The following is a 19,462-nucleotide window of genomic DNA, read 5'->3' on the forward strand; positions in this document are numbered from 1 at the left end:
GGCGGCCGGCATCATCGAGCTTCTTTCGCCCTACCCGCCGGGCTGGGGCGGCACGCTGTTGCTTGGACTGCTCCATTCGATCGAGATCGCGCTGGGCGCCACGGTCCTCGGTCTCCTGATCGGCACCGGCGGCGCTTTTGGCAAGCTCTATGGCGGCCCGGTCGTGCGTGACCTGCTCGCCGTCTACACGACCGTGGTGCGCGCCGTACCCGAACTGGTGCTGATCCTTCTGCTCTATTATGCCGGAACGGACCTGATAAACCAGGCGCTGACCGCAATGGGCTACCAGCGCGTCGACATCAGCGGCCTTGCCGCAGGCATCGCCGTGCTCGGTTTTGTCCAGGGCGCCTATTCGACCGAGGTGATCCGCGGTGCGATCCTGGCCATTCCGCAGGGCCAGATCGAAGCCGGCCGCGCCTACGGCATGTCGCCCGGCCTGATGCTGCGGCGCATAACGCTGCCGGCGATGCTGCCCTTCGCCATACCGGGCCTCGCCAATCTCTGGCTGATCGCCACCAAGGACACAGCGCTTCTGGCGGTGGTCGGTTTCTACGAGCTGGCGTTGGCAACGCGGCAGGCCGCCGGCGTCACCAAAGCCTATTTCACCTTCTTTTTCGCCGCGGGCGTGCTCTATCTCATCTTGTCGCTGGTCTCCAACCTGCTCATCGGCCGTGTCGAGGCCTGGTCGCGGCGCGGCATGCCTTCGCTCAAGGAATCGCGCTGATGGCCGGAGAGGCGACCATCATCAATGTTGCGGCCCGAACGTCGCTATGGTTGCAGCCGCATCGCATCGTGCTGATCCTGGTCGCGATCGCGCTGGTTCTCGGTGCGGCCTTCTTCATGCGCTGGGACTGGCTGCCGCAATATTATGAAATGGGACTGCTGGGCATCTGGCGCTCGCTGTGGATCCTCGCCGTCACCTGCTTTCTTGGTTTCCTGCTTGCCGTGCCGCTCGGGCTGGCGCAGGCTACCGGCTCGTTCTGGTTCGCCGCACCCGCCAAGACATTCTGCACCGTTATCCGCGGCACGCCGCTGCTGATCCAGCTCTGGCTGCTCTATTACGGGCTGGGCTCGCTGTTTCCGCAATATCCGTGGATCCGCGAATCCTGGATGTGGCCGTATCTCAGGCAGGCCTGGCCCTACGGCGTTCTGGCGCTGACCTTGTCCTTCGCCGGTTACGAGGGCGAAGTGATGCGCGGCGCCTTTGCCGGCGTGCCCAAAGGACAGCTCGAGGCTGCCCGCGCCTTCGGCATGAGTCGCTGGAAGATTTTCCGCCGCATCTGGCTGCCGCAGGCCATCTACCGGGCGCTGCCGACGCTGACCGGCGAAACCGTGCTGCAGCTGAAGTCGACGCCGCTGGTGGCGACGATCAGCGTCATCGACATCTTCGCCGTCTCGTCCAAGGTGCGGCAGGACACTTACCTGACCTACGAGCCATTGCTGCTCCTGGCGCTGATCTACATGACGATCACCGGTATTCTGGTGTTTGCGTTCAGCAAGATCGAGGCGCGGATTCCGAACAAGATTGGGTAGTGAAATAGTGAATGGTAAAATAGTGAATGGTGAATAGTCGGCGGAAAGGGGTCGCAATTTTCGCGCCCTCGCCTAAGACGGCCATTCACTATTCAACATTCACCGTCATTAAGGCTCACCATGCAACTCTCTCTCGACCAGGCAACCGGGCTTTGCCGGATGGCGGCACTCGGCGCCGGCGCCAATGAAGAGGCGGCGCAATCGCTCACCGCCTCGATCATCGCCGCCGAGGCGGAAGGGCTTTCGACCGTCGGGCTGACGCACTTCATCGATTACCTCGAAGCGCTGGAAGCCGGTCGCATCGACGGCAATGCCGACCCGGTGATCACCCGGCCGGCGCTCGCCGTCTATCTCTCCGATGCGCGCGGTGGCCTTGCGCATACCGGCTTCGACCGCACCATCGACGACCTTGCCAAGGCGGCAAAGCTGTTCGGCGTCGCCATCTTCTCGCAGAAGAACGCCTATACGTGCGGCGCGCTTGGCTATTTCACCGGACGTCTCGCGCAGCTGGGACTGGTCTCCTTCGCCGCCACCAACGGGCCGGCGGTGCTTGCCGGCTCGGGCTCGGTCAAGCCGGTCTACTGCACCAATCCGATGTCGTTTGCCGCGCCCGCCGCCGATGGCGCGCCGCTGGTCATCGACCAGTCGTCGAGCGCCACCGCCTTCGTCAACATCCGCAAGGCGGCCGAGGACGGCAAGAAGATCCCCGAAGGCTGGGCGCTGGACGCCAGCGGCAATCCGACCACCGATCCGGCCGCGGCCATGAAAGGCGCCATGCTCGCCTTCGGTGGCCAGCGCGGCGCCAACATCGCGCTGATGGTCGAAGTCCTGGCGGCCGGCCTGTCGGGCGCCAACTGGTCGCTCGACGCGCCATGGTTCACCGGCGGACCGGACAGCCCGGGAACCGGCCTGTTCGTGCTCGCCGTCGAGCCCAAGCTGCTCGATCCGGATTTCGAGCAGCGCATGAAGGACCAGCTCGACCGGCTGCGCCGGCGCTTCGGCGTCCACGTGCCGGGCCGCGCCCGCGCCGAGGCGGCTGAGAAGGCGCAGGCGCGCGGCATCAATGCCCCCAAGGCGGTGGTGCAGCGCATTTCCGAATTCGCCGAGCGCTATTCGAGCTGAAGCAGTCCTGCGACAGCGAATTGTTCCGCGCCCTGCTGAACCTTTCTGCCGATCGCGGCGACCAATAGCTGCCGGGTTGGGTTTGCCCGGTCGGTGTCTTCTGTCGGATGCGTTTAGGGCCGGGGCGGGCGCATGCCGTCTCAGGTCAGCCGCCTCGAGCCTCGTCTCGACCGTTGCGTCACCCGGAAAACCCCGCTTCGGCGGGGTTTTCTGCGTCTTACGCTAAGTGCGATAAACATGACGGCGAAAGCCAGGGGTTTCCCGGCGCCGAAAAGTCGCTTCTGTGGGCGGCGATACTGCTGTTCTTCATCATCCGCGGCGGCAACCGCCAATTGGTCGACGCGCGCGTCGGCAAGGCGTTCTGAAAGGGGCTTTACTTAGACGCAATTCCGGACGGAAAACCGCTTCACACTTTTCCTGGAATTGCTCAGAAAGGAGGGTGGCAGCGACGACGCGTCACCCTTTGCCTTTGGCCCAAAACGGACTATGAAACGGCTTCAGCCAAGCTTTCGAGCGCCGGAGCCAGCCATGACCGAAATCCTGCAAATCCCCAAGCTCGTGGTCGTCTTCGGCGGCTCCGGTTTTGTCGGCCGTCACATCGTGCGGGCGCTGGCCAAGCGCGGCTACCGCATCCGGGTGCCGGTGCGCCGGCCCGATCTCGCGGGCCATCTGCAGCCGCTCGGCAATGTCGGCCAGATCCAGCCGGTCCAGGCCAATGTGCGCGTGCGCTGGTCGGTCGACCGCGCCGTCCAGGGCGCCGACCACGTCATCAACCTGGTCGCCGTCCTGCATGAGAGCGGCCGGCAGAAATTCAACACCTTGCACGAGTTCGGGGCCCGCGCCGTTGCCGAGGCCGCGCGCTCGGTCGGTGCCGGGCTCACCCACATTTCGGCGCTTGGCGCCGACCTCAACGCCGAGTCCGACTATGCCCGAACCAAGGCGCTCGGTGAAAAGGCTGTGCTGGAGACCGTTCCCGACGCCGTCATCTTCCGTCCCTCGATCAATTTCGGACCGGAAGACAGCTTCTTCAACCGTTTCGCCGACATGGCGCGCTATTCGCCGGTGCTGCCGCTGATCGGCGGCGGCCAGACCAAGTTCCAGCCGGTCTATGTCGGCGATGTCGCCGAGGCGGTGGCGCGCTCGGTCGAAGGCAGGATCAAGGGCGGCCAGATCTACGAGCTCGGCGGGCCGCAGGTGCTGACCTTCAAGCAATGCATGGAAGAGCTGCTGACCGTCATCGAACGCAAGCGGCTCCTGGTGCCGGTGCCGTGGTGGGTGGCCAACCTGCAGGCCTCGATCCTCGGCCTGTTGCCCAATCCGCCTTTGACCAAGGACCAGGTGCTGCAGCTGCGCCAGCACAACATCGTCTCGGAGGCGGCGATCAAGGCCAACAGGACGCTTGCCGGCCTCGACATCCAGCCGCAATCGATCGGCACCATCCTGCCGAGCTACCTCTGGCGCTTCCGCGCCGCCGGCCAGTTTCAGCGCAAGCCCGCCAGCATCGCTTAGTACAGGGCGTCACGCCCTAAACGCGCCGCGTCACCTGCATCGGCAGGCCGCCCTGCGGCTGCGTCGTCAGTTTCTGCACCGGCCACGGTTTGGTTTCGGCCGTCACATCGAAGCGGAAGCGCGACAGCATGATGGCGAGCGCGATGATCGCCTCCTGCATGGCGAAGCTGGCGCCGATGCAGATGCGCGGACCGGCGCCGAAAGGCAGATATTGGAAACGGTCGATCTTCTCGCGGTTTCCCGGATGGAAGCGCTCGGGCATGAAGGCGTCGGGCCTGTCCCACAATTTTCTGTGCCGGTGCACGACCCAGGGCATCACCAGCACGGCGGCGCGCTTGGGCAACACCAGGTCGTTCCAGGTCTCCGTCTCGATAGGCTCGCGGTTGATCGACGGCGCCGGCGGATAGAGCCGCAGCGCCTCCTCGAAGGCGGCGCGGGTGAAGGGCATGGCGTCCAGCCACTTCGTCGGATCGGGCTCGCGCGCCAGCACGGCATCGATCTCGCGCTCGATTTTTTCGCGCTCCCACGGCGCTTCGGCCAGGCAGTAAAGCGTCCAACCCAGCGCCCGCGCGGTCGTCTCGTGGCCGGCGCCGATGAAGGTGATGATGTTGTCCTCGACCTCGGCGCGCGTCAGCCCGTCCGGGCCTTCGGCCCTGAGCAGAAGCGTCAGGAAATCCTGCGGCGCGGTGTCTGGGTCGCGCTTCAGCCGCTCTTCCCGCATCTTGACCGTATCGGTGACGATCTTGCGGAAATAGGCCATGGTCTTGCGGCCGCGGATGCGGGTCAGCCGCGGCAGCCATTCGGGCGCGCGCAACAGATCCAGCGGATCGACGCGACCCATGGTCTCGAACAGGCGGTCGATCTCCTGCGCGAAACTGCCGGGCTGGCCCGAAATCTCGTTGGAAAACAGCGTTTCGGCCAGGATATCGTAGGTGAGCAGCGTCATGTCGTGGGCGATATCGGACATGCCGCCACTCTCGTAACGGGTGACGAACTGCATCGTGCGCCGCAGCATCGGCTCGGCAAAGCCGAAGATGTGGCGCGGCGTGAACACCGGCGCCATCGCCTTGCGCGAACGCTTCCACACCTCGCCCTCGGCGGTCAGCAGGCCGTCGCGCAGGATCGGGCGCAAGATCATCTGGCGCACCGTCGCCATCTTGTAGTTCTTGGCGTTGTCGATCAGCACGTGTTTGATGAGGCCGGGATCGTTGGCGACGATCAGATGCCCGCCGACGCCATTCGCCGAAATCCAGGGTTCGTTGTAGGTGTGCTCGCCCCACAATTCGAGCGGATTGCGATAAACGATCCGCATCATCTCCAGCGTCGAAGGCGGCGTCGTGCGCGGCTTGGGCGCCGGTGGCACAAAGGGAGCGGGCTGCGTGTCCATGAGGTACTCCGCTGATGCCTCAATGTAGTGGCTGGCAATCGGGGCGTCCATGTGACCGAAGGGCAGTCCGGAACCCTGCATCGCGGGCATACTTCGACTGACAGCCTGTTCATCGGATCGTGACCGCCTGTGAAACGGCTGCGCCTTGTCCGGTAGGACACTCTGCAGTAGGTGACAGTCACCAACAGATACTACAAACCGCCCAGGAGAGCCCGCCTTGAAGCACCAGCTGAACATCATCATCGGCAGCACGCGGCCCGGCCGCGCCGGGCCGGTCTTCGCCCACTGGCTGGAGGGTTTTGCGCGCGAACACGGCAAATTCGAACCGGTGCTGACCGACATTGCCGCATTCCACCTGCCGGTTCTGGACGAACCGCATCACCCGAGGCTTGGCAATTATCAGAACGACCACACCAAAGTCTGGTCGAAGGCCATCGATGCCGCCGACGCCTTTGTGTTCGTGGCGCCGGAGTACAATTATTTCGTTGCGCCGGCGATCGTCAACGCCATCGACTACCTCCTCCGCGAATGGAAATACAAGCCAGCCGCCATTTTCAGCTATGGCGGCGTCTCCGGCGGCCTGCGCGCCGCGCAGGCGCTCAAGCCGCTGCTGACCTCGGTCGGCATCATGCCGATCCCCGAAGGCGTCGCGCTGCCGCTCTACCAGAAACTGCTGGAGAGCGACGGCTCCTTCAAGGCCAGCGAGCAGGTGCAGGGCGGAACCAAAGCCATGTTGGATGAGCTGTCGCGCTGGAGCGAGGCGCTGAAGCCGATGCGGGCTGCGTAAAGCAGCCGGTTTTCGGCCCCGGCTTGCTCATGCCATAAAGAGGTGGAATGGTCGGCAGGTGCCTGAGCCGGGGGCGGTTCGACTTGCGGTTTTTGTTTGCCTTGCTGTTGATGCTTGCGACCACCGCGACGGCGGTGGCGGAGCGGCGCGTGGCGCTGGTCATTGCCGATGACGACTATCGGCTGGTGCGGAAGCTCTCCAATCCGGTCAATGACGGTGAGGCGATGGAAGCGGCGCTGAAGAAGCTTGGCTTCGAAGTCGTCCTCGAAACCAACCGCGACCTCAGGCGCATGCGCCGCGCTCTCGACGATTTTCGCGAGGACGCCAAGGGCGCCGATGTGGCGCTGGTGTATTTTTCCGGCCATGGCGTCGAAATCTCCGGCGACAACCGGCTGTTGCCGGTCGACGCCGATGCCTCCTCGCTCGACCAGCTGGAAAAGACCAGCCTGCCGCTGGAAGAGGTGCGCGACGCCGTTGCCGCCACCGCCAAGGTCGGGCTGATCGTGCTCGACGCCTGCCGCAGCGATCCGTTCTCCGGGACCAGCGGCGACGGGCGCGGCGCGACATCGCTGATCAAGGATCTGGTCGAAAAGGTCAAGCCTGGCCTCGGCCGCATCGGCAAGGCGGAAAACATGCTATTCGCCTTCTCGGCCGCGCCCGGCGAGACGGCCGCCGACGGAACCGGCGCGAATTCGCCCTTTACAGCGGCGCTGACCAAATATCTCGGTACCGAAGGGCTTGAGATACGCTCGGTGCTGACGCTGGTGCAGCAGGAGGTCTATGACCTCAGCCGCGGCAAGCAATTGCCCTATGTCGAGAACGGACTGCCGAAGCTGTTCTTTGCCTCGGCGGCCAACGAGCAATTGCCGGAGCGCGAACGGCTGCTGCTCGCCATGGCGGATGTGACGCCCGAGATGCGCGGCGCAGTCGAACGGGTCGCCAGCGATGCCGACATGCCGCTGGCGCCGCTCTATGGCGCGCTGATCAGCACCGATAACAGCCATCTCTCCGGCGAAAGCCTGGACGCCCGGCTGCGCGAGGCCGCCGACGCCTTCGTCAAGGTGCGTGACGACATGAAGACCCTGGCCGCCGATGATCCGACGGTGACGGCGCTGCGCCGGCAGGCCGAGGAGCAGTTGTCGCTCGGCGCCTTCGATGGCGCACGCGTGATCCTTGCCAAGGCCGCCGACATCGACAATGTCTCGCGCAACACATTGAAGTCCAAATTCGTCAGCCGCACCCTTTCCGAGGCCGCGACGCGCTTTCTGTCAGGCGGCGCGGCGCGCGCCAGCCTCGACTATGCCACCGCCATCAAGGACTATGAAACGGTGCTGTCGCTCTACGGCGAGGCCGGGCAGACCTCGCTCAGCCTGGAACAGGCCGACCGGCAGAGCCGCACGTTGGAAGAACTCGGTATCCTCTATACGACGGTCGGCAACGTCGAAGCAGCCGGCCGCGCCTTCACCGCACTGCTGGCCAATCTCGAGCAGCGGGCGCGTCAGGAAACCGACCCCAGCGTCAAACGCGATCTCGCCATCAGTCATATCAAGCTCGCCAACATCAAGATGGCGCAAGGCGACCTGTCGGCCTCTCTGCAAAACTATGAGGCGGCCAGGGACATGCTGCAGGATCTGACCGCAAAGGTCCGAGACAAAAAAGACTGGCTCGGCGATCTGGCCACGGCGAACGACAAGATCGGCAACGTACTGGCGACGCAAGGCGATGTGGGTGCGGCAGCCCAGGCCTATCAGCAAAGCCTGTCCATCAAGCAGCAATTGGCCGACGCGGCGCCGAACAGCGTCTATCTGCTGCGCGACCTGACCATTACCTATGACGAAATCGGTGATCTTGCCCGCACCGCCGGCCAGCTGGATGGCGCCCAGACGGCATTCGAAGAGAGCCTGAGAATTCGGCTGGCGCTGGCCGAGAATAAACCCGATGACCCCAGGCACCAGCACGCTGTCTCCGTCAGCTACACCAGGATCGGCGACGTTCTGCGCGAGCGTGGCGACGCTGCCGGTGCGCTCGACGCCTACAACAAGAGCCAAGGGATCGCCGAAGCGCTTGTGCGCCGCGACTCAAACAACACCGATTTGAAGCGCGACCTGTCGGTCGGTTACGCCAAGATCGGCAAAGCTCACAGCGACCAGAAGGATTGGCCGCTCGCGCTGGAGTCCTTCCAGCAGGCGCTGGCCACGGCGCGCGACCTTGCCGCCATCGATCCCGGCAACACGGACTGGCAGCGCGACCTGTCTGTGTGTCTCGAACAGGTCGCCGAGGTGCTTAGAGAGCAGGGCGATGCCAGCGGTGCTCTGCAAAACTATCAGGACAGTCTTGCTATAGCCGACCGGCTGGCCAAGCTCGATCCTGCCAATTCGAACTGGCAGCGCGATATGTCGATCACCCTGCAGAAGATCGGCTATCTGGAAACCGATCGACGTCACTTTGAGGGTTCCAAGGCGGCGTTCGAAGCCAGCCTCGCCATTGCCCAGAAACTCACCCAGTCCGATCCGGACAATGCGATCTGGCAAATCGATCTGGCGCGCGCCTATGTCGCCTATGCCTATGTGGCGAGGGATCCGAAGGCGGCGCTGACCAAGGCGCTCAAGCTGACGCTGGAGCTTGACCGTACGGGACGGCTGGCGCCCGGGGACAAATTCATGATCAAATATTTACGCAACCTTCTGGCCCATTCCAACGCCCGAAAAAAATAGCCGACTGCCGGTTGGGGATTTAGGCTGGAAATCCCCGCAAACCTTGGAAAAACCGCCTTTAGCGCCTATATCTAACCAATATCAAAGGCGCGATTCGGGGCCGATTTTTCGCGCTGCATAAGCGGCATCTAGACAACAGGTTTTCATGAGCGATCAGACCGAGAACACCAACGGCGCTGAAGCCGAATACGGCGCCGATTCCATCAAGGTTTTGAAGGGGTTGGACGCCGTCCGCAAGCGGCCGGGCATGTATATCGGCGACACCGATGACGGCTCCGGCCTGCACCACATGGTCTATGAGGTGGTCGACAACGCCATCGACGAGGCGCTGGCCGGCCATGCCGACCTGGTGACGGTAACGCTCAATCCCGACGGTTCGGTCACCGTTATCGACAATGGCCGCGGCATTCCGACCGATATCCACACCGGCGAAGGCATTTCGGCGGCCGAAGTGATCATGACGCAGCTGCATGCCGGCGGCAAATTCGACCAGAATTCCTACAAGGTGTCGGGCGGCCTGCATGGCGTCGGCGTCTCGGTGGTCAATGCGCTGTCGGCCTGGCTGAAGCTGAAAATCCGCCGCAATGGCCAGATTTTCGAAATGAGCTTCACGCACGGCAATTCCGACGCGCCGCTCAAGGCCACCGGCAGCTACGAGCAGAACAAGCAGCCCGGCACCTATGAAGGCCGCAGCGGCTCCGAAATCACCTTCTTTCCGTCGTCAGAAACCTTCACCATGGTCGAGTTCGATTTCGGCACGCTGGAGCACCGGTTGCGCGAACTCGCCTTCCTGAATTCCGGCGTGCGCATCATTTTGACCGATGCCCGCCATGCCGATCTCGTGCGCCATGAGCTGCACTATGATGGCGGGCTGGAAGAGTTCGTCAAATATCTCGACCGAGTCAAGAAACCGCTGATCGACAAGCCGATCGCCATCAAGGCCGAGCGCGACGGTATCACCGTCGAAGTGGCGATGTGGTGGAACGACAGCTACCACGAGAATGTGCTTGCCTTCACCAACAACATCCCGCAGCGCGATGGCGGCACCCATCTCGCCGGTTTTCGTGGCGCGCTGACGCGCCAGATCACCGGCTATGGCGAGTCCTCGGGTCTGACCAAGAAGGAAAAGGTGGCGCTGATCGGCGACGATTGCCGCGAAGGCCTGACGGCGGTCCTGTCGGTCAAGGTTCCTGACCCGAAATTCTCCTCGCAGACCAAGGACAAGCTCGTTTCGTCAGAAGTCCGTCCGGTGGTCGAAGGCCTGGTCAACGAGGCGCTCGGCACCTGGCTGGAGGAGCACCCGACCGAAGGCAAGGTGGTCATCGACAAGGTGATCCAGGCGGCCGCCGCGCGCGAGGCGGCGCGCAAGGCGCGCGACATCACCCGCAAGAGTTCGCTCGGCGTCACTTCGCTGCCCGGCAAGCTCGCCGATTGCCAGGAACGCGACCCGGCGAAATCCGAAATCTTCATCGTCGAGGGTGATTCGGCCGGCGGCTCGGCCAAGGGCGGCCGTTCGCGCCAGAACCAGGCGATCCTGCCTTTGCGCGGCAAGATCCTCAATGTCGAGCGTGCCCGCTTCGACCGCATGCTCGGCTCCGAGATGATCGGCACGCTGATCACCGCGCTCGGCACCTCGATCGGCAAGGACGAGTTCAACGCCGACAAACTGCGCTACCACAAGATTATCCTGATGACCGACGCCGACGTCGACGGCGCCCATATCAGGACCTTGCTGCTCACCTTCTTCTTCCGGCAGATGCCGGAGCTGATCGAGCGCGGCCATCTCTACATCGCCCAGCCGCCGCTCTACAAAGTGACGCGCGGAAAAAGCTCGCAATACATCAAGGACGAAAGCGCCTTCGAGGAGTTCCTGATCGGCTCCGGACTGGAAGAAGCGTCGCTAACGCTTGCCTCCGGCGAAGCGCGGGCCGGACAGGATCTGCGCGGCTCCATCGACGACGCGCTGGCGGTGCGCCAGCTGATCAACGGGCTGCACACGCGTTACAACAGGGGCGTGGTCGAGCAGGCGGCGATTGCCGGCGCGCTCAATGCCGACGTGCTGAACGACCTTGGCCGCGCCAACGCCATGGCCGAACGCGTCGCCCAGCGTCTCGACATCATCGCCGAGGACACCGAGCGCGGCTGGACCGGCCGGCTGTCGACCTCCAATGAAGGCGTCGGCGGTTATGTCTTCGAGCGCACGGTGCGCAGCGTCAAGGAATTCGCGCAGATCGACGCCGGGCTGATCAATTCGGCCGACGCACGCCAGCTCGACCGCTACGCGCCGCGCCTCACAGAGGTTTATGGTGAGCCGCCGGTGCTGCGCCGCAAGGATGTCTCCGAAACCATTTCGGGGCCGCTGGCGCTGCTCAATGCGGTTTTTGCGACCGGCCGCAAGGGCCTGACCATGCAGCGCTACAAGGGCCTTGGCGAGATGAACGCCGAGCAGCTGTGGGAAACCACGCTCGACCCGAATGTGCGCTCGCTGCTGCAGGTCAAGGTCAATGACGCGACCGATGCTGACAGCTTGTTTTCGCGGCTGATGGGCGACGAGGTCGAACCGCGGCGCGAATTCATCCAGGACAACGCACTGTCGGTAGCCAATCTGGATATTTGAGGACGGGCGCCTCGCTATCGCTTCGTCATCCTAGGGCGAAGCAAGGAGCGAAGCGACGCAGCGCAGACCCTAGGATCCATGCCGTAACATTAAGGCATTGAAAACGGTGCAGAATTCCGCCTCGCTGCCCCCTTCGATCGAGGTCACGGAATGGATCCTAGGGTCTTCGCGACGGAGCTTCGCTCCTGCTTCGCCCTAGGATGACGAAGTCGGGAAGGCTTCCGCCAATCATCCACCGATGAACCGCTCTCGACGCCGCCGCTCAGCTCGGTTCCAGTTTGCGGCCAAGGTCGACGGCGTCGCGCAGCACTTGCAGATGCGAGCGCGGCGCGGCGCCTGCCGGCAGGGCGACCTCGCCGCCGGTTGCCGTCGATGACCAATAGAGCGTGTGGGTGAAGACGCGGCCGAGCGAGCTGTGCAGCTCGATCTGGATATTCTCGACGCCGGGGCCGAAATTTTCCGTCATCGGTCCCGAAATAGGATCGCCTGTCGCCCAGCCATTGCCGCGATCGAAGACGTTGGTCCAGCGCGTCGCCGCAAACACCGCGCCATGATGCACCGCGCGCTGCGCCTTGCCTGCGGCGCTGTGACCTTCCTGATAAAGCACGGTGCCGCCGGCCTGCCCGCCATCGGCGATTGGCGGGCAGGCCGAGAACAGCCGCTCGGCAAGGCCGCGCCTGAATTCGGCGAGATTGTAGGTCACCAGGAATTCGCTGTGGGAGAGCGGGCTGCCAAGGGTGACGAAATCGCTGATCTTCCACGGCAACGGATGGTCGGCATCCTTGGTCCGCAGTTGCTGGTAGAGCGCCCACTGCCCGCGCCGAAATCCGGCGAAGTCGTTGACGGCAGCAGGCCAAGCCGAACCATCGGAACCAAGCGTTACGTTGTCGAAGGCCTCGATCGCTTCCAGTTTGGCCTTGTCGCGGACGGCTTCCAGTTTTCGCGGCCGGAACTCGGCCCACAAGATCTGCAGCAGATCATAGGCGATGATCGACCCCAGGCTGTGCGAGACCAGCACAATGCGGTCGTAGCTGTCGTCCTTCGTGAGCGTCTTGAGCAGCGTCAGGCCGCGGTCGCGGATCAGCGCCCGCTTCTCGATCGTTGCCGCCTCGGCGCGCACATAGGCGGCGACGTCGCCGAAATAGGGCAGGGCGAACTGGTCGACCGCCCAGATGATGAAAGAGGCGAGAGCGGTGATCACGAGGCCGGTAGCCACGGACACAGCCTGCTGCCAGATCGACGTCGCCAGCACCAGTGCCGCGCCGAGAATGAGGATGACGATCAAAAGCGTGGCGACATAGAGCTTGCGGGCGTCAGGCGGAATATCGGCGGGCTTGCGCCACAACAGGTTCGTCACCCAGGCGGCCAGCCGTCCGCGCGTCGTGCCTTGCGTAATGTCGGCCCAATAGAGCTCGTAGAAATCGGTGCGGCGGCCATCGACATCGTAAGGCGTGGTAATGCGGCGCAACTCGTGCGACCTGGTCCGGCTGTCCGGCGTGATCCAGCTCTGGTTGATCGTGGCGCTGGGATTGTCGGGATCAGGGATCCGGGCGTAAGGCGGAGCGCGGGTGGGATCGCTGCTCCAGACCGCCTGAACAAAGCCGCGCAGCGTATCCATAGGCCGCTGCTCACCCATGCCATGCACGATCACCACCGCCTGGCTGGGCTTGTGCGGCGCTTTTTTGGAAACCGGCGATGCGACAGCTTTGGGCACCAACGTCTCCGTTGACGGCAATCCCGTCGACTGGACGGGATTGTTTCCATGCTACCCCCGGATGCTTCCCCGAGCCAACAATACACTGCAGCCGATGCGGAACTCCGTGAACCAATCCACAGTTTTGCAGTCTTGGCGCGTGCCAACGCGCCAAATAGTTCCATTCCCGGCAAACAAAATCATTTCATTGCCCGCCGGAACGGAAGTCGCCGCAAGACATTGTCAAACCATCGATCACGATTTCTCAAGGAGGCTTTCATGGGACGCGGTATTTTGCTCTGGCTGCTCGGTATTCCGATCCCGATCATCATTCTCATCATGCTGTTCGTACGGTAGGAGGCGTCGATGCAGCCCACCGTATCGGCTATTGATCTATCCGCTTCGGAAGAATCCTCCGCTACAGCAGTCAGCTGGGGGCCCATCATCGCCGGCGCTTTTGCGGCCTCGACGCTGACCTTCATCCTCATGCTGCTCGGCTCGGGGCTGGGGCTGACCATGGTCTCGCCATGGTCCGGCTCCGGCGCCTCGCTGACTACCTTCGCGGTGTCCGGAGCGATCTGGCTCATCATCGTACAATGGCTGTCCTCCGGTGTCGGCGGCTATCTTGCCGGGCGCCTGCGGACCAAATGGGTCGGCGTTCACACCGACGAGGTCTATTTCCGCGACACCGCACATGGCTTCCTTGCCTGGGCGCTGGCGACGCTGCTGGTCGTCGGCGTGCTCGGTTCGGCGCTTTCCTCCGTGCTAGGATCGGGCGTCCAAGCGGCTTCCACAGTGGCATCAGGCGCCGCCATGGGCGCATCGGCTGGCGCGTCCGCAAATTCCGACCCCGCATCGGCCGACAATGCGACGTCCTATCTCGTCGATTCGTTGTTCCGGCCCGCCGACGCCACCAAGCTGGCGGCCGCCAATCCGGACAGCGACGCCGCAGCGGTCGGACAGGCCTCGCGCATCCTGATCGCCAGTGCGGCGGCAGGCGAGATTTCGGCTGACGACAAGACCTATCTGTCGCAGCTGGTGGCCGCCCGCACCGGTCTCTCGGAGGCCGACGCCAAGGCGCGTGTCGATGCACTGGTGGCCAAGGTCGAGGACGCGAAGGTCAAGGCAAAGCAGGCGGCCGACACCGCCAGGAAAGGCAGCGCCACCTTCGCTCTGCTTGGCGCCCTGTCGCTGGTCATCGGCGCCTTCATCGCCAGTGCTGCCGCAGCACTGGGCGGCAGGCAGCGCGATGACGAGGAAGCGGTTTTTCTGACCAACCGCTGAACCGCCTGTTCAATATAAAAAAGCTCGGTGCGAAGCCGGGCTTTTTGCTGTTTGAAATTCCGCCGGGATCAGTGATCCATGGCCTTGACGATTTCCTCGGTCATCTTCTTGGCGTCGCCGAGCAGCATCATGGTGCCGTCCTTGTAGAACAGCGTGTTGTCGATGCCGGCATAGCCGGAGCCGAGCGAGCGCTTGACGAACAGGCAGGTTCGCGCCTTGTCGACGTCGAGGATCGGCATGCCGTAGATAGGGCTGCTCTTGTCGTCACGGGCCGACGGATTGGTGACGTCGTTGGCGCCGATGACATAGGCGACATCGGCCTGCGCGAACTCGGAATTGATGTCTTCCAGCTCGAACACCTCGTCATAGGGCACGTTGGCTTCGGCAAGCAGCACGTTCATGTGGCCGGGCATGCGGCCGGCAACCGGGTGGATGGCGTATTTCACGTCGACGCCATTGGCTTTCAACTTGTCGGCCATTTCGCGCAGCGCATGCTGCGCCTGGGCGACCGCCATGCCGTAGCCCGGCACGATGATGACCTTCTGCGCGTTCATCATCAAATAGGCGGCGTCATCAGCCGAGCCCTGCTTGACCGTGCGCTCGATGCCGTCATCGGCCGCTGCGGTAGTCTCGCCGCCGAAGCCGCCGAGGATGACCGAGATGAACGATCGGTTCATGCCTTTGCACATGATGTAGGACAGAATCGCGCCGGACGAGCCGACCAGCGCGCCGGTGATGATCAGCGCCAGATTGCCGAGGGTGAAACCAAGCGCGGCGGCTGCCCAGCCGGAATAGGAATTCAGCATCGAGACGACGACCGGCATGTCGGCGCCGCCGATCGGGATGATCAGCAGGACGCCGAGCAGCAGCGACGCGGCGACGATCAGCCAGAACACCAGCTTAGCCTCGGTGGTGACCAGAAGCACGATCAGCACGATCAGCGCGATGCCGAGGACGGCGTTGATGATGTGACGGCCGCCGATCATGATCGGCTTGCCCGACATGCGGCCGTCGAGCTTGAGGAAGGCAATGACCGAGCCGGTGAAGGTGATGGCGCCGATGGCGACGCCAAGGCTCATCTCGATCAGCGCCTGGGCGTGGATGTCGCCATTGGTGCCGATGCCGAAGCTTTCCGGCGCGTAGATGGCGGCGGCCGCCACCATGACGGCGGCAAGGCCGACCAGCGAGTGGAAAGCGGCGACCAGCTGCGGCATCGAGGTCATGGCGATGCGGCGCGCGGTGACGGCGCCAACGCCGCCGCCGATGGCCAGACCAAGCACGATCAGGCCGAAGCCGCCGGCCGAAGGCACGGCCAGAGCCAGCGTGGTGGCAATGGCGATGCCCATGCCGATCATGCCGTACAGATTGCCCTGGCGGCTGGTGGTCGGATGTGACAGGCCGCGCAGCGCCATGATGAACAGAACGCCGGAGACCAGATAGAGGAAGGACGCGAAGTTGGCGTTCATGGCGCTCTACTTGTCCTTCTTCTTGTACATCGCCAGCATGCGCTGGGTGACCAGGAAGCCGCCGAAGATGTTGACCGAGACCAGCATCAGCGCGACGAAGCCGAAGCCGGTGGCAATGCCCGAGGCCGAGATGCCGACGGCCAGCAGCGCGCCGACGACGATCACCGAGGAGATGGCGTTGGTGACGGCCATCAGCGGCGTGTGCAGTGCCGGGGTCACCGACCAGACAACGTAATAGCCGACGAAGATCGCCAGCACGAAGATGGCGAAGCGGAAGACGAAGGGATCGATGGCGCCGCCCGACAGGGCGTGCGCGGCATCACCCGCCGCCTCGGCACCACCGGGCGCGTTGGCCAGATTCTGCACCGCGAGCCGGACGGCGGCACTTGCCTGATCAAGCTGGTCGAGGGCTTTCTGCAAGGTCTGATCCATCACGCGATCCCCTTCGGCTTGGCGGCTTTTTTCGGCGCGGCCTTCTTTGGCGCGGAGCCGGCAACCATGGTTGTCGCCGGAATGGCCGCCGGCTCGACATGCGGCTTTTCCGGCGCCTTGGCGAAGGCCGGATGCACGACGCGGCCAGCATCGGTCAGCATCGTCGCCTTGACCAGGTCATCGTCGCGATTGATGGCGAGCGTCTTGGTGGTCTTGTCGACCAGTGTTTCCACGAAAGCGAACAGGTTGCGGGCGTAAAGCAGCGAGGCCGACGCAGCGACGCGGCCGGGCACATTGAGGTGTCCGACGATCTTCACATTGTTGGCCGTGGTCACCACCTGACCTGGGACCGCGCCTTCAACATTGCCGCCGCGCTCGACGGCGAGGTCGACGATCACCGAGCCCGGCTTCATCGAGGCGACCATCGCTGCCGATACCAGTTTCGGCGCCGGACGGCCGGGGATCAGCGCCGTGGTGATGACGATGTCCTGCTTGGCGATGTGCTCAGCGGTGAGCGCTGCCTGCTTGGCCTGATATTCCTTAGACATTTCCTTGGCGTAGCCGCCGGCGGTCTCGGCCGCCTTGAACTCGTCGTCCTCGACGGCGAGGAACTTGGCGCCGAGTGAGGCGACCTGTTCCTTGGCGGCGGGGCGCACGTCGGTGGCGGTGACGACGGCGCCGAGGCGGCGCGCGGTGGCGATCGCCTGCAGGCCGGCAACGCCGACGCCCATGACGAAGATCTTCGCCGCCGGCACCGTACCAGCCGCCGTCATCATCATCGGCAGCGCCCGGTCATATTCCGATGCGCCGTCGATCACCGCCTGGTAGCCGGCGAGATTGGCCTGCGAGGACAACACGTCCATCGACTGGGCGCGGGTGATGCGCGGCATGAATTCCATCGAGAAGGCGGTGACGCCGGCCTTGGCCAGAGCCGCTACAGCGGCATCGTTGCCGTAGGGATCCATGATGGCGATGACCGCCGCACCCGATTTGTAGCTCTTCAGCTCGGCATCCGTCGGTCGGCGCACCTTCAGCACCGCATCGGCTTTGCCGGCATCCGCCGCTTTGCCGATCGCGGCACCTGCCTTGGCAAATTCCTCGTCGGGAATGCGCGACCTGGTGCCGGCGCCGGTCTCGACGATCACGTCCAACCCCAACGCCGCAAGTCGCTTCACCGTATCGGGCGAAGCAGCAACACGCGGCTCGTTGGCGTCGAGTTCACGAGGGATGAAAACCGTCTGCCCCACCGCATGATCCTTTCGGCTGGAACCTGTTTGCGCAACATGGCGGCCGGAGTCCGGCCGCCTTCCGGCAAAGGGTCTGAAAGTCTATCGGAGAATGAAGGCGCCGACGGCCAGGATCAGCACGAACAGGATGGTCGCCGAGAAGAAGCCACCTGCAAAGAAGCCGAAAGCCATGGCCAGGAGCAGGGCGCCGCAAAACAGCGAACCGTATTTGGCCAGCGCCAGAAAGCCGTGATAGGTGCGGTCGTGCTCCGCATAATCCATCTTCGCGCCCAGTTCGACAGGACCGGTCGGCGTGTGATCAGCCATAGGAATACCCCTTCGAAGACATCTTTGAGGCACATAGCGAAAAGCCGGGCCAAGAGCAATGGCGCTATTGCCGCACGACCAGTGACAACAGCCTCAAAGGAATGTTGAAACCGGTCAGCACGGCTGCGCTGAAGCCGGTTTTGCGGCCGCCTCAGGCGACCTCGCCAATGCCATTGCAGTTGGACCGATGATTTCACGTTCCTGGCGACAGGATGCGCGACTATCATCGCTTGATGCTCCCGCCGAACGGTGATGCGTCATGATCTCGCCGACACGGATATTTGACTGGAACGGCACCGGCATCGCGTGGGGTACGACCGGCTCCGGTCCGCCCGTCGTGCTGGTCCACGGAACGCCGTTTTCCTCGCATGTCTGGCACCGGGTCGCTCCGGAACTGGCCCGTGACCACACACTCTATTTCTACGACCTGCCGGGCTATGGGCGGTCCGAGAAACGGACGGGTCAGGATGTTTCGCTTGGCATTCAGAACAAGGCGCTGGCGGCAATGCTTGCCTTCTGGAAGCTCGACCGGCCGAAGGTCATTGCCCATGATTTCGGCGGCGCCACGGCCTTGCGCGCGCACCTGATCGACGGTTGCGACTATGAGCGGCTGCTGCTGGTCGACCCGGTTGCCGTGCGTCCTTGGGGCTCGCCCTTTGTCCAGCATGTCCGGCAACATGAGGCCGCTTTTGCGGGGACGCCGGATTACATCCAGGCGGCGATCTTGAAGGCCTATATTTCGGGTGCAGCCTACAGGCCACTATCGGATAGCGAGCTTGAGCCCTACATCGCGCCTTGGATGGGACCTGTCGGCCAGCCGGCCTTCTATCGCCAGATCGCCCAGATGGACCAATGCTTCACGACGAGGTCGAACAGCGCTACCGAGAATTTCGCTGCCCGGTGTCGCTTCTGTGGGGACAGGAGGACCACTGGATATCGCCGGACAGTGGCAAGACGCTCGCCGCCCTGCTGCCGGATTGCGCCCTCACACTTGTTCCTGACTCTGGCCATCTCATGCAGGAAGACGCCCCGGAAACGATAGTGGCTGCGGCGCTTCGCTTTTTCGCCGGCTGACGTTTCTCTCAGCCGGCCAGATGCGGGAACAGGCCGAGCAGTCCGACGACGATCAGATAAAGCGCGACGATGTAGTTGAGGAGCCGCGGCATCACCAGGATCAGCACGCCGGCGATCAGCGAGATCAGCGGGGTGAGCGTAAGCGTGGAGATTGTCATGTCGGTTGCTTTCCCGTGAACAATTCGGAGGAACCGCCTTTCAGGCAGGGCTACGGCAGCACCAGGGACGCGTCGCCGCCGCCACAAGCGATAACGACGAAGCCACCGGAAAGGTCCATCGCGCGAGAATGAA

Annotated in this window: 17 protein-coding genes and 2 pseudogenes; 12 read left to right on the forward strand and 7 right to left on the reverse strand. The window is 63.7% G+C overall.

Annotated elements, in window-relative coordinates; genetic code table 11:
- Positions 1-58: 58 nt before the first annotated feature.
- From ACYHH6_RS06430 to ACYHH6_RS06450, 5 genes and pseudogenes are all read left to right on the forward strand, one after another.
- Positions 59-724, forward strand: a complete 666-nt coding sequence (locus ACYHH6_RS06430; RefSeq protein WP_352583268.1) for an ABC transporter permease — start codon at positions 59-61, stop codon at positions 722-724.
- Positions 724-1,533, forward strand: coding sequence for an ABC transporter permease (locus ACYHH6_RS06435; RefSeq protein WP_352582515.1), 810 nt, complete (start codon positions 724-726; stop codon positions 1,531-1,533). Before ACYHH6_RS06430 ends, ACYHH6_RS06435 begins: the two co-directional genes overlap by 1 nt.
- Positions 1,534-1,653: 120 nt before the next feature.
- On the forward strand, positions 1,654-2,655 hold the full coding sequence (locus ACYHH6_RS06440; protein WP_142867899.1) for an Ldh family oxidoreductase: 1,002 nt from the start codon (positions 1,654-1,656) through the stop codon (positions 2,653-2,655).
- A 251-nt stretch (positions 2,656-2,906) separates the two neighbouring features.
- A pseudogene (locus ACYHH6_RS06445) lies at positions 2,907-3,020 on the forward strand (DoxX family protein); the annotation flags it as partial.
- A 163-nt stretch (positions 3,021-3,183) separates the two neighbouring features.
- Positions 3,184-4,164 carry a complex I NDUFA9 subunit family protein gene (locus ACYHH6_RS06450; protein ID WP_352582513.1) on the forward strand — a complete coding sequence of 327 codons (981 nt, stop codon included), beginning with the start codon at positions 3,184-3,186 and terminating at the stop codon, positions 4,162-4,164.
- A 16-nt stretch (positions 4,165-4,180) separates the two neighbouring features.
- On the opposite strand, the gene ACYHH6_RS06455 is transcribed toward ACYHH6_RS06450, so the two are convergent.
- Positions 4,181-5,551, reverse strand: a complete 1,371-nt coding sequence (locus ACYHH6_RS06455; protein ID WP_352582511.1) for a cytochrome P450 — start codon at positions 5,549-5,551, stop codon at positions 4,181-4,183.
- A 217-nt stretch (positions 5,552-5,768) separates the two neighbouring features.
- Here ACYHH6_RS06455 and ACYHH6_RS06460 point away from each other — a divergent pair, with 217 nt between their 5' ends.
- The 3 genes from ACYHH6_RS06460 (at position 5,769) to gyrB (ending at position 11,669) form a co-directional block, all read left to right on the forward strand.
- A complete protein-coding gene (locus ACYHH6_RS06460) occupies positions 5,769-6,338 on the forward strand; it encodes an NADPH-dependent FMN reductase (protein WP_352582509.1) in 570 nt (189 codons plus the stop codon).
- Positions 6,339-6,421: 83 nt separating this feature from the next.
- Positions 6,422-9,052, forward strand: a complete 2,631-nt coding sequence (locus tag ACYHH6_RS06465; RefSeq protein WP_352582507.1) for a caspase family protein — start codon at positions 6,422-6,424, stop codon at positions 9,050-9,052.
- Between the two features lie 145 nt (positions 9,053-9,197).
- The gene (gene gyrB / locus ACYHH6_RS06470; protein ID WP_112563730.1) at positions 9,198-11,669 is read left to right on the forward strand and encodes a DNA topoisomerase (ATP-hydrolyzing) subunit B; all 2,472 of its coding nucleotides are present in this window, start codon (positions 9,198-9,200) and stop codon (positions 11,667-11,669) included.
- A 262-nt stretch (positions 11,670-11,931) separates the two neighbouring features.
- Here gyrB and ACYHH6_RS06475 read toward each other — a convergent pair whose 3' ends face one another.
- Entirely contained in the window at positions 11,932-13,383 is a 1,452-nt protein-coding gene (locus tag ACYHH6_RS06475) for a hypothetical protein (RefSeq protein WP_352582504.1), read from the reverse strand.
- A gap of 48 nt (positions 13,384-13,431) precedes the next feature.
- Here ACYHH6_RS06475 and ACYHH6_RS06480 point away from each other — a divergent pair, with 48 nt between their 5' ends.
- Both ACYHH6_RS06480 and ACYHH6_RS06485 read left to right on the forward strand, forming a co-directional pair.
- Positions 13,432-13,719 (forward strand): hypothetical protein, encoded by a 288-nt coding sequence (locus ACYHH6_RS06480; protein ID WP_352582502.1) that lies wholly within the window; start codon positions 13,432-13,434, stop codon positions 13,717-13,719.
- Between the two features lie 9 nt (positions 13,720-13,728).
- Positions 13,729-14,646, forward strand: a complete 918-nt coding sequence (locus ACYHH6_RS06485; RefSeq protein WP_352582500.1) for a hypothetical protein — start codon at positions 13,729-13,731, stop codon at positions 14,644-14,646.
- A gap of 68 nt (positions 14,647-14,714) precedes the next feature.
- Here the strand turns inward: ACYHH6_RS06485 and ACYHH6_RS06490 are convergent, their stop codons facing one another.
- The 4 genes from ACYHH6_RS06490 to ACYHH6_RS06505 all read right to left on the reverse strand — a co-directional run bounded on the left by ACYHH6_RS06490 (position 14,715) and on the right by ACYHH6_RS06505 (position 18,097).
- Positions 14,715-16,112, reverse strand: a complete 1,398-nt coding sequence (locus ACYHH6_RS06490; RefSeq protein ID WP_352582498.1) for an NAD(P)(+) transhydrogenase (Re/Si-specific) subunit beta — start codon at positions 16,110-16,112, stop codon at positions 14,715-14,717.
- A 6-nt stretch (positions 16,113-16,118) separates the two neighbouring features.
- The gene (locus ACYHH6_RS06495; RefSeq protein ID WP_435053189.1) at positions 16,119-16,544 is read right to left on the reverse strand and encodes a proton-translocating transhydrogenase family protein; all 426 of its coding nucleotides are present in this window, start codon (positions 16,542-16,544) and stop codon (positions 16,119-16,121) included.
- Entirely contained in the window at positions 16,544-17,791 is a 1,248-nt protein-coding gene (locus ACYHH6_RS06500) for a Re/Si-specific NAD(P)(+) transhydrogenase subunit alpha (RefSeq protein WP_352582494.1), read from the reverse strand. The genes ACYHH6_RS06495 and ACYHH6_RS06500 overlap by 1 nt, the downstream gene beginning before the upstream one ends.
- 81 nt (positions 17,792-17,872) lie before the next feature.
- On the reverse strand, positions 17,873-18,097 hold the full coding sequence (locus ACYHH6_RS06505) for an aa3-type cytochrome c oxidase subunit IV (protein WP_112563740.1): 225 nt from the start codon (positions 18,095-18,097) through the stop codon (positions 17,873-17,875).
- A gap of 259 nt (positions 18,098-18,356) precedes the next feature.
- Between ACYHH6_RS06505 and ACYHH6_RS06510 the strand changes: the two are divergent.
- Positions 18,357-18,788: pseudogene (locus ACYHH6_RS06510) on the forward strand (alpha/beta fold hydrolase); the annotation flags it as partial.
- A 161-nt stretch (positions 18,789-18,949) separates the two neighbouring features.
- Positions 18,950-19,171, forward strand: coding sequence for an alpha/beta fold hydrolase (locus ACYHH6_RS06515; RefSeq protein WP_352582491.1), 222 nt, complete (start codon positions 18,950-18,952; stop codon positions 19,169-19,171).
- Positions 19,172-19,179: 8 nt separating this feature from the next.
- On the opposite strand, the gene ACYHH6_RS06520 is transcribed toward ACYHH6_RS06515, so the two are convergent.
- Complete coding sequence (locus tag ACYHH6_RS06520) at positions 19,180-19,329, reverse strand: DUF3096 domain-containing protein (RefSeq protein WP_112563742.1); 150 nt, start codon at positions 19,327-19,329, stop codon at positions 19,180-19,182.
- Positions 19,330-19,462 lie beyond the last annotated feature (133 nt).

Source organism: Mesorhizobium sp. P171375, from assembly GCF_057786075.1.